This is a genomic window from Candidatus Thiodiazotropha endolucinida (genome assembly GCF_001715975.1).
Classification (GTDB): domain Bacteria; phylum Pseudomonadota; class Gammaproteobacteria; order Chromatiales; family Chromatiaceae; genus Thiodiazotropha; species Thiodiazotropha endolucinida.
The window spans coordinates 265,149-275,134 of the sequence record NZ_MARB01000002.1 but is presented as its reverse complement, the minus strand read 5'-3'; the positions used below and the strand labels follow the sequence as shown (position 1 = coordinate 275,134).

Genomic DNA, 9,986 nt, shown 5'->3' with positions numbered 1-9,986 from the left:
TTCATCGATCATCGACTGTGGTTCTCCTACAGGGGACTTCCACCCCATCAGTTCATGCCCATGCTGGGCGTACACAAGCAAAGGCAAGCAACGCCATAAGGCGGCGCGCCTGCTTTGAGCGTAGCTGCAAACAATAAGAAGGATATCGAAGATGGGATGGAAAGGAACAGTTCGCTCAGTTGGTGCAGCAGTTCGCGCTGCGGAACGAGATGCGAAAAGGAGGCAAAGGGAGCTTGAATGGCAGCAAAAACAATATGAGAAAATGCAGGAACTAGAACAAGCTGCATACGAAGTGGAAGTTTATGAAAATCATATTGATGTCATTCAATCAATCCACAAAGAATGCAGCCCTCCAATAGACTGGAATAAAATTTTTTCATCTAAGCAGCCTACAGAACCCCAAAAGAATAATGATAATGAATCGGAAGCACGTCAATTATTAGAAACCTATAAGCCTGGATTTTTAGATCGCCTATTCAAACGAGAGGAAAAGAAAAGGGCGTTGCTTTCCCAAAATATTGATGATGCCGTTAAGACAGATAAGGCTCATTACAAATCTAGGATCTCAAAATGGGAGAAAGAAACAGAGGAGTGGAAAGAAAGTGTAGCAATAGCTAAAGCTCTTTTAGATGGTAAGGCAGAAGCCAAAATAAAAGCAATTGAAAATCTTCAGCCATTCTCAGAAATTTCTAATCTCGGATCAAGTTTGTCAATCTCTGTCTACGACAATGGTATTTTAGAGGCAAAAATAAACGTTCACGGCAATGAAATAGTACCAAGCGAAACAAAAAATTTACTAAAAAGCGGTAAGTTGTCTGTTAAGAATATGCCAAAAGGTAGATTCAATGAAATATATCAAGACTATGTCTGTAGCTGTGTATTGCGGGTAGGCAATGAACTATTTTCAGCCATCCCTGACAATCTGGTTATTGTCACGGCTGTAGACGAATTGCTTAACTCTCAGACAGGCCACTTAGAAGAAGCCCCTATTTTATCCGTAGCAGTGTCACGTAGCACAATAGAACGCCTTAACTTAGAGGCAATTGACCCATCAGATTCCATGGCTAACTTTAAACACAATATGTTGTTCAAAAAACTAAGGGCTTCGATCGAGTTGAACGTATAGATCCAGAGGAGCTAGGGCGCACAAACCAGACACCCACTCTAAAGTGCCCACTCTAAAGTGTACCAATTACATTAGACACACGACCATTTCTATCAGGCCTGCATCAATCAATTAGCATTGAAATTCTTTGTTTCTCGGAGCAGATTTCCCTGTCAATCACTCTGAAACTGAAATCCTAAACAACCTCGACCCTCTGACACAAACAAGACACCCACTCTAAAGTGGGCCAATTACATTACGCAGCTTCAAATCTAGGGTGGGTGTCTCATTAACCTTAAACTTTAAACTATTTCTGAACCTTCTGGCAAATGTTGTAAAAACCATGAGATCAATTGTTACAGAAGATGTTAGTCTATCTTATTCCCAAATAGCACCGCTCCCCAAATCAGCAAACGTCTGTCAACATGAGAATTTTCGCACTACTCTTACTCACCTATGCAACTCGCTTGTCAGCAGATGTTGATCTGGTACGCATCGATAAATCTGAACGTAGTATGTTCCTCATGCAGGGAAAAACAGTTATAAAACAATATCAAGTGGCATTAGGCGCAAACCCTAAAGGACACAAGCAGAAGGAGGGAGACGAAAAGACACCGGAGGGCCTCTACACTCTCGACTATACAAAAGAAGACTCCTCTTTCTACCGAGCCATGCATATCAGCTACCCGAATCAGCAAGATAAAAACAGCGCTCGAAAACTGGGTGTCTCACCTGGGGGATTTATCATGATCCATGGACAAAAAAACTGGCTGGGCTGGTTAGCCCCTGTAACCCAACAGTTCAACTGGACCAACGGCTGTATTGCAGTAACCAATGCAGAGATGGACGAGTTTTTGGGTTTGGTAAAAGTAGGCACCCCCATTCTGATTGAATGGTAGGTGGAGCTTCATATCTTGAACAGTAATTAAGGAAATTAAGCGAGACACCCACCCCAAAGATTACCAATTTATAAATACACAGATGTCCTGTTTATCGATCGGCAATACGGTAGTTCACGGAAAGGTCTTGAGGCAGCAAACTCCAGCGGGATTAGATGTTTCACAGCTGCATACGCCGAGCTTGGTTTGACGGACAATGTACGCCCTTATACCCGGATCGCTGTCCGCGTCGCGCTTAGTTACCCCAAAGCAGTAGCACAGCATTGCATCATCGGATTGGTCCTTCACGCCCACCCTGGTTCTGACTTGTGCTTGCGAGATTACTGAGTCGTCGTCCCCGAAATAAACCACATCGCAAGTCGGATCGTCACAGAAATAGTATTGTTTTGTGTGACCGTCCAATAGCCAAGGTCTGCGTACATGGTGTGCAACGGTTTTGACGGATACCTCCGAGTACTCGATCCCATTGACCGGACAGCGGTGTTTGCCGGGCCGATTAATATTGCAGCCGGGTTCTGAGCAACAATGTGACATTATGGTTTATCTGAAACGATTGAAATAGCAGCATTAGATATTCTTAGTCTGTCAGAAGATATCGAAATATGCGACTTGCAGTGTCAGGTTGAGTCTGATTATCTACAGCCAGTTCTTCCAATTCTTTTCGCTAAAACTCAACCTCGACAGACCACTTCAACGTCGTATCAGGCGTGTTGTCATTGATACCGAACAACAATCCCACGCCGATTGAGACGGATGATTCTTCGTCGGACGGATCACCTCCCAGGCCTCCAATGTAATAGAACACAGGTCCGAGGCGATGTTGATTGTGATCGCCAAACAATTGCGCCTCCTCGCCTGCACTACCTGTATCACCTATCCGATCCACTGTTCCATAGGCCTCCAACGCGAGCTGCCAATCCTGATTCAGCTCAAAGCCGAATTGGGTCGCATAGGCGAAGTCGACCTTCTCGTCTCGTGGTTGATCTCCACCCAGGTGTTTCACCAGATAGAGATTGATGATGCTCCACCATTCATTCCGTTCTATTTGAAAGATTGGCCCGACAAGCAACAGGCTTGCCTCCTCGTCCTCCAGCGGATGCTCATATTCGGCCACCAGACCAAAACCCCATTTGTTCTCTTCGACAGGATCAACCACCCATATGATCTCTGCACCGATTTCAGACAAATCCAGTTCACTAAATTCATTCACCTGATCAGGATTATCCGGATCATCCAGACGTTCTTTCTCGTATTCGATACCGATGCGTGATTTAAATCGACGGCTAATACCAAACTCAAGCTCGAGAGCGTGGCGTTGCTTCGCCACACTGTTGTCGTCGTACTCGAACTCTCCACCGACATTTCTCAGTTCACGTTTTGGATTACCAAACATATGGGCATTCTGGGATTGGAACTCAATCTCTCCGGGTGTGGCGTTGAGATTCTTGACTTCGAACTGACCAATGGCGGGCCCAGCTACAGCGGCTGACCCGGCAAACAGCACTCCTATGACAACAGGGATAACCCTGGCCAGGCCTTTCCAGTCAGATTTACGCCACGTTGAACAAGCGTGATTTGAGTTTTTTTGCATCTATATATCCAATGCCGGCACAATTGAATGCTGTGTATAGCGAAGAATACCGAAATCAAAGCGAATCTATCCTTTAAGAAACTAATTTTCCTAAAGGATGCGGTAAATAAATGGAGACAAACCCCATTTAACTACACATAATTTAATCTTCAGGTTCACTCACCCAAACAGATAACACCACATACGCTTCAATAGGCCCTGCAATCGGTGTACCAGGGACAAAATACCCTGCACAGGCCTGTTTTAAGATCTGAATAATCCGACTTATGACGCAAATATTGTCGTTTGTGTAGCAAAATGCCCCATAACCGAAGCAAGTAATCCTGGTTCACGTAACCATTTCATTCGTCATCGAACCTAAGGATCTCCATAAACGCCCCAAATTGAGGAGCCGTCGAAGCAATAAGCCTTGTCAATGAAGTAAAAAGTATCAGCGGTGAGGATGAAGGGGTCGTGAAGGAGGTAAATAACGATGGATGCGAAGGTCAGAGGGAGGCACATGCGCCTCCAGCCCCGTCACCCCTTCGGTGAGATTGAAATAGGCGTAGACATCGAGCGCCGCCGGTTAGGCATTGCTGCCCACCGCCATCTGGGTACTTCCCACCAGCTCGATGAGCTTTCTCAGCGCCTCGCTGACTGGATGCAGCGCCTAACAAAAACTGGGGACCTAATATATTATGACATGGCCAAGAATGAGTCTGGCTTGATCACTCAAGACTACTCGTTTCACCCACCGGGTCTTTATCTGTTTAAGCTTTCCATCGCTTGAATTGCTCACACAACCCCAAGTATTCCTCGGTGCTGCTCGGCATTGAAGTTCTCGCACGGGTGATGTCCGCAATCAGCTCGACACCCTGTTCGAGCATGTAGCGGCTATCGAATTCATCGAGGATTCCTTTGCCGGTTTCAACTTCCGTTTGCCCTGATGTATACCCGGTAATCGCCTCCCCCGCCACGACAAACTCAACCCAGGCGTCGAAGATATCAGGGTCGGTTCTGAGAATTTCGCACTTGCGCCGGGCCATGCAGGCGTAGTGCCTGATCAGTGCTTCCATCTCCTCGCCCCCCTGGTTGTTACGCACGCATCCGATCATGTGTTCGGCAACCTCGTCGATATTGCGCATGGTCATCGCGATCTTGACGTAGCGAGACTGGTAGAAATCCTCGATCGACATGACGAAGGCCTTGAACGGCTCGCCCCATAGTTCGTCGATTCCGGCGCTGCCATTACGGTGACGGACCAATTTGCCGAGTTCCAATGCCTCCTGCAGGCACTGGCCGCAGGTGCGCATCAGATCATTGTCTGATTTTATCTGCACACCGCTGGCTTCCAGCTCGACCAGCTGATTGAAGATATCCGCAGCGCGATTGAACAACGCGCCTGCCAGCATCGCGCCCCTGATCCGCTTTTTGCCGGGATCGGTTTCAGACTGATAATCGTCCCGGACCTTGTCTAGCAGGCGCCCCGGGATATTGATGCCGTGCTCCATGTGGTTGAACAGGCGGCGAGTGAGTGATTGGATCAGCAGTTTTTTATCGGTCAGGCTGTCGACCGGCGCATGGTAACGCTTGATCCAGTAACCGTCGTAGAAAATGCGCTCCACGCCGTCTATGACGCTCAGGCTGCCGTTTTGCGGAATCTCGTCATTCATGCTGATTGCAAAAAGTAATCTCTTACGATGAAAAGCATATAAAGTGCAGGGGTGTAAAAATTATAGAATATTTCAATAGCGTCTGTTGACCCGGGCGTGAAAAATAAGGGACACCCAATAACACTCTAGAGAGGATCGGATTGAATCCGGATGCCTGACTACAAAGCATCAACTACTATAATCGAAAATCCTCTCAGTATTGGTTGCGATCGACCGAATCAAAGCCTTTGCCAAGGAACAGAATAAGCGCTGGCATAGAGGTCAACGCGCAGCATTGCGTAGTTATAGTCTAGTCATGACTTAGCATACTGACTGATACCGCAAGAGGGAATGATATCTGTACAATTGATGGATTACCTCATCGATTGATTGTGAGTAATCGACATAACAAGCAAAGAGGCAATCCGATAGATATACACTAGAATTCAAGTAATCGTTATGTAGCTGGCATACCTCCCTGGCGTTATAACTAAGGATGTTGCAGAACACTCTGGCCTGATCCGGACATGAAATATCAATGGCAAAGCGACAAATTGGATCTATCCCCAATTATCAAAGCGTTAGGTGTCGTAAGGATGATGGATTAATCGAATTTACATCAGGGTATGGTGATATTGTTTTAGTGAAGTCGTCACAAGTTCAATTGTGTTTTTTAGCAGTCCTTACAGCTTTGTATTACGCAGTAGCGGAAACGATGAGAGGATGACGCAATGAGCAATGAAGACAACGAAGATCTCTTTATCGAGGCAGGGGGAGTGAATTGGCGTTACCGACGAAGTGGTCACGGGGCTACTGTGCTTTTACTGCACACGCTTCGCACACAACTCGAATACTTCGACCAGATTGTTGAAATACTTGATAATGTTGACGTAGTGATCCCTGATCTTCCAGGTCACGGTGAATCATCTGCGCCGGAGGTCACCTACTCCGCATCCTATTTTATAGACTCCGTTGCTTCGTTGATCGATCGCCTTCAGCTCAGGGAGATAGTTGTCGTGGGAGAGTCAATCGGAGCTGTTATCGCTTTGGGACTTGCTGCAAGGCAGCACCCGTCCGTCATCGGCGTGATTGCGCTCAACCCATATGACTATGGCATCCGAGGTGGTATTCGGCGTAGTTCTGGACTTGCTAATCTCATATTCAGCGCAATGCTCATACCTGGTTTGGGCTGGATCGTCGCAAGGGCGGGTCCGCCACCGATCCTTAGAAAGATCATGGAAGGAGGTTTTGAAAACCACACAAAACTTAAGTCAGATTTTATTCAGCTACTTTTCCGCAGTGGAATCAAGCAAGGACACCCTCGAGCCTTTAGGTCACTTTGTCTTGAGTGGCAAAGCTGGATAGAAGCGAGAAACGTTTACCGGAATATTGCTGTTCCTACCTGGCTCGCTTACTCAGATTCTGATTGGTCGAGATTGGACGAGCGCCAGGCAAACAAACAATTGCTTCCAGATGCTCATCTGATTGAACTTGGTCGAGCGGGACATTTCTCCTGCCTTGAGGTTCCTTCTCAGATCGCGAAACTAATCACCGATGCTGTTAATGAACTGTAATCTTGCAACACCGGGGTCAAATAAAAACTATTACTAATATTAGAGTTTGTTGCTATCTAAACCGGATTAATTCAACGAATAGATGGTGCAACCCTTTTTACTTATGAGAAATCCTTGACTTACCTCTTCCAGCGAACACCAAGAACTTCAGTGACAGGATATGGCGTCAAATGAAAGGAAGTATACACAACATACAGCCTGGAAATAATGCGTCTAGCAGTTAGCTGAATATAATATTCAATCGAGGTTAGGATGAGCACCAACCCGTCACACGATTTCACTTGGAGGCACGCTGTACTGGTGTTTCTCTTGCTCTTTCCGCTCGTCTTGCTACTGATGTTTGAACCGATTCCTCAAGATGTGGCCTATCACCACTTTGTTGATACGAGCCGCTTTCTGTGTGTCCCGAATTTTTTCGATGTAATCTCCAACCTGGCCTTCCTGCTCGTCGGTGCGGTTGGCATTGCATTCTGCCTGAAAAATGATACAGGCCCCAGCCATAGCGCGTGGCTTGTGCTATTTATCGGTGTCAGCCTGGTGAGCGTTGGATCGATCTACTATCACTGGAGCCCTAGTAACGAGACCCTCGTCTGGGATCGCTTGCCGATGAGTATTGGATTTATGGGTTTTCTTGCGGCACTTCTGAGCGAGTATGTCGATCGCCGCTTGTCCTGTCTGCTGATCCCGCTTGTCCTCGTGGGTATCGGCAGTGTCCTCTACGGGTACTTATTCGAAGACCTGCGTCTCTACGTGTGGGTACAATTCATCCCGCTGTTGACATTACCCTTCTTTTTGGTGTTATTCAGCAGTCGCTTTACACATCAGGGATTGCTCTTCGTCGCACTTGTGTTGTACGCCCTGGCAAAAGGCGCGGAGGTATACGATATTGCCGTGTTCCAGATGACAGGAGAGGCAATTAGTGGACACACGGTCAAGCATCTTCTGGCAGCTGCCAGCTGTTACACGATATTGATGATGCTGCAAAGACGAAAACTTAAACTATGAGGCCCGATAACAAACAACCGGTTGCAAAAGGATGGCGGTAACTTCGTGTCCACTATCCCTGAGCCTTAGCGACAATATCAAATCATAGTTAAAAAAGCTGATAAGCTGATCCACACTACAGATGTCGCGACTGATAAAACGGAGTCAGACCACTGCTTACAAATTTGTCGTTTTACAAAACAGGAAAACAGAATGAAAGACACTCTTAAACCCGGCATATATTATGAGCATAAATTCTTGGTTCCAAGGACAAAAACGGTTCCCAATCTCTATCCGGAATCAGAAGAGTTCCTGCTCATGCCGGAAGTGTTTGCCACCGGATTCTTGGTGGGCTTCATTGAGTGGACCTGTATCAAAGCCATAAAACCGTATCTTGATTGGCCTTCTGAACAGACAGTCGGCATACATATTGATGTAACTCATGAAGCGGCCACCCCGCCCGGATTAGAGGTAACCGCTATGGTTGAGTTGATAAAAGTGGATGGAAGAAAGCTATTTTTCAATGTTGAAGCTCATGACAATGTCGACCTCATTTCTAAGGGAACCCATGAAAGATATGTCATTAATAGAGATAAATTTGACGCTAGAATCTTAGACAAATCGGCCCATATCACTTAGTCATCACGTCCAGCCGACGCATTCATATCTGACGCTCCACCTGTTCGGCTGGCGTTAAACGAAATGAGGCAATCATGGAATATCGAGTCAGGGCAAAATTCGTACTCAAAAAGCTACCGGCCTTCTATCAGGTTTTGGTTGACGGAACGGTAGCCAATCAAAAACCGGACGGCGCAGAAATTGTGTCATCGATGAAGCAGGCCAAGATCACCGGCCCAAACACAATCGAATGGTTTGAAACCTGTTACTGTCCGTCCCCTTTGAAGCATGAGCGAGAGACAGTATATGATAAATACCTGGTAGAAATTGAAACCAATCTCGTGGAGGAACGGGGAGCAATCGAAGGCGATTCATTCTGGTCTTTTTTGGAAAACCATAGTAAGACATAATTTTTTCGCCTTACAAACCATGAATACATGAGATCAGCAACAAGCGGTCATCCATCGTTTTTTTATCACGTACTCCTTTTAATACCTTAAACGTTAAACACTCTGATATGTTCGCACCATAGTGATACTATCTAGCTTTAATCTCTCTCAATTTAGAAAAAGATGGCAAAACAAATCATATTAGTGCGACTGAGTTACTGGATTGCGGCGTTAGCGGATTTTGCAATCGCAATTCTGACATGGATGCCGGAAAGAATGGGTGTAGACGAAGTTGTTTATCCGGGCGGTCTTGCATCAGTCATTGCATTTTCATGGGGTGTGATGTTGCTGATAGCCGATAGAAAACCTATTGAGCGAAAATGGATCCTGATCCCAACAATACTTGTCGTCGCATTGATCGCGGCAATTAGAACAAAATTTTCTCTAGACGGGACAATTGAATTCAGTTTTCCTTTGCTTCTTTTTGCAATTACTCTGATTATCCTGATGGCCTTTAGCTACTACTACGCATCTAAAATGCAAATGAGCAAGAACAAGAGGGATCGCTGATAAATAATAATCATTCATATTCTTAATTTGTCAGCGATCCCTTTAACACGAAAGTGGATTTATGCCGGCCACTAACAGGCCCATTCCAGGATGATTTTGAGGAAAGGATAGAATTCACCTACAAAGCATTACACTATTCCAGAGAGCCGAACATATACAATATCTGATCGAGGAAGATTGTACGCCTTAAGACACTCAACATAGCCATTGAGGAGGAGATGATCATGGGTAATCCTGTTGCTTGGTTTGAAATATACGTCGATGAGATGGCGAGAGCACAGAAGTTCTACGAAACTGTTCTCGACGTTAAACTGGAAAAAATAAATGACCCGACCGATTCCGGTCTTCAAATGCTGTCGTTTCCTTTCACTATGGAGGAATATGGTGCCGCCGGCGCTTTAGCCAAGATGGATGGGATGAATGCGGGTGGCAATAGTACGCTGGTCTACTTTTCGTGTGAGGACTGCTCAGTCGAAGAATCCAGGGTTGAATCCGCAGGCGGTACAGTCCATCAGACAAAGACGTCGATTGGCGAATATGGTTATGTTTCACTGGCGGTAGATACAGAGGGCAACATGTTTGGGCTTCACTCTCAACACTAGGACAGAGCCGAGGCCAGAGAACG

Annotated in this window: 11 protein-coding genes; 8 read left to right on the top strand and 3 right to left on the bottom strand. The window is 46.1% G+C overall.

Annotated elements, in window-relative coordinates:
- The first annotated feature begins 151 nt into the window (after nt 1–151).
- Both CODIS_RS02610 and CODIS_RS02605 read left to right on the top strand, forming a co-directional pair.
- Nucleotides 152–1,126: a hypothetical protein gene (locus tag CODIS_RS02610; protein WP_154722983.1), complete on the top strand. Its 975-nt coding sequence runs from the start codon at nt 152–154 to the stop codon at nt 1,124–1,126.
- 404 nt (nt 1,127–1,530) lie between these two features.
- Nucleotides 1,531–2,004, top strand: coding sequence for a L,D-transpeptidase family protein (locus tag CODIS_RS02605; RefSeq protein WP_069121159.1), 474 nt, complete (start codon nt 1,531–1,533; stop codon nt 2,002–2,004).
- A gap of 114 nt (nt 2,005–2,118) precedes the next feature.
- On the opposite strand, the gene CODIS_RS21675 is transcribed toward CODIS_RS02605, so the two are convergent.
- The 3 genes from CODIS_RS21675 to CODIS_RS02590 form a co-directional block, all read right to left on the bottom strand.
- The gene (locus tag CODIS_RS21675) at nt 2,119–2,538 is read right to left on the bottom strand and encodes a putative iron-sulfur cluster-binding metallochaperone (protein WP_162420091.1); all 420 of its coding nucleotides are present in this window, start codon (nt 2,536–2,538) and stop codon (nt 2,119–2,121) included.
- Between the two features lie 130 nt (nt 2,539–2,668).
- Nucleotides 2,669–3,595: a hypothetical protein gene (locus tag CODIS_RS02600; RefSeq protein ID WP_154722982.1), complete on the bottom strand. Its 927-nt coding sequence runs from the start codon at nt 3,593–3,595 to the stop codon at nt 2,669–2,671.
- A 749-nt stretch (nt 3,596–4,344) separates the two neighbouring features.
- Nucleotides 4,345–5,247 (bottom strand): hypothetical protein, encoded by a 903-nt coding sequence (locus tag CODIS_RS02590; protein WP_069121156.1) that lies wholly within the window; start codon nt 5,245–5,247, stop codon nt 4,345–4,347.
- A 710-nt stretch (nt 5,248–5,957) separates the two neighbouring features.
- On the opposite strand from CODIS_RS02590, the gene CODIS_RS02585 reads away from it, so the two are divergent.
- The 6 genes from CODIS_RS02585 (at nt 5,958) to CODIS_RS02560 (ending at nt 9,963) form a co-directional block, all read left to right on the top strand.
- The gene (locus tag CODIS_RS02585; protein ID WP_069121155.1) at nt 5,958–6,800 is read left to right on the top strand and encodes an alpha/beta fold hydrolase; all 843 of its coding nucleotides are present in this window, start codon (nt 5,958–5,960) and stop codon (nt 6,798–6,800) included.
- A 252-nt stretch (nt 6,801–7,052) separates the two neighbouring features.
- The gene (locus CODIS_RS02580) at nt 7,053–7,805 is read left to right on the top strand and encodes a ceramidase domain-containing protein (RefSeq protein ID WP_069121154.1); all 753 of its coding nucleotides are present in this window, start codon (nt 7,053–7,055) and stop codon (nt 7,803–7,805) included.
- Nucleotides 7,806–7,997: 192 nt separating this feature from the next.
- Nucleotides 7,998–8,423: a thioesterase family protein gene (locus CODIS_RS02575; RefSeq protein ID WP_069121153.1), complete on the top strand. Its 426-nt coding sequence runs from the start codon at nt 7,998–8,000 to the stop codon at nt 8,421–8,423.
- 74 nt (nt 8,424–8,497) lie between these two features.
- Complete coding sequence (locus CODIS_RS02570; RefSeq protein WP_069121152.1) at nt 8,498–8,812, top strand: hypothetical protein; 315 nt, start codon at nt 8,498–8,500, stop codon at nt 8,810–8,812.
- A 162-nt stretch (nt 8,813–8,974) separates the two neighbouring features.
- Nucleotides 8,975–9,361 carry a hypothetical protein gene (locus CODIS_RS02565; protein WP_069121151.1) on the top strand — a complete coding sequence of 129 codons (387 nt, stop codon included), beginning with the start codon at nt 8,975–8,977 and terminating at the stop codon, nt 9,359–9,361.
- Between the two features lie 224 nt (nt 9,362–9,585).
- Nucleotides 9,586–9,963: a VOC family protein gene (locus CODIS_RS02560; RefSeq protein WP_069121184.1), complete on the top strand. Its 378-nt coding sequence runs from the start codon at nt 9,586–9,588 to the stop codon at nt 9,961–9,963.
- Nucleotides 9,964–9,986 lie beyond the last annotated feature (23 nt).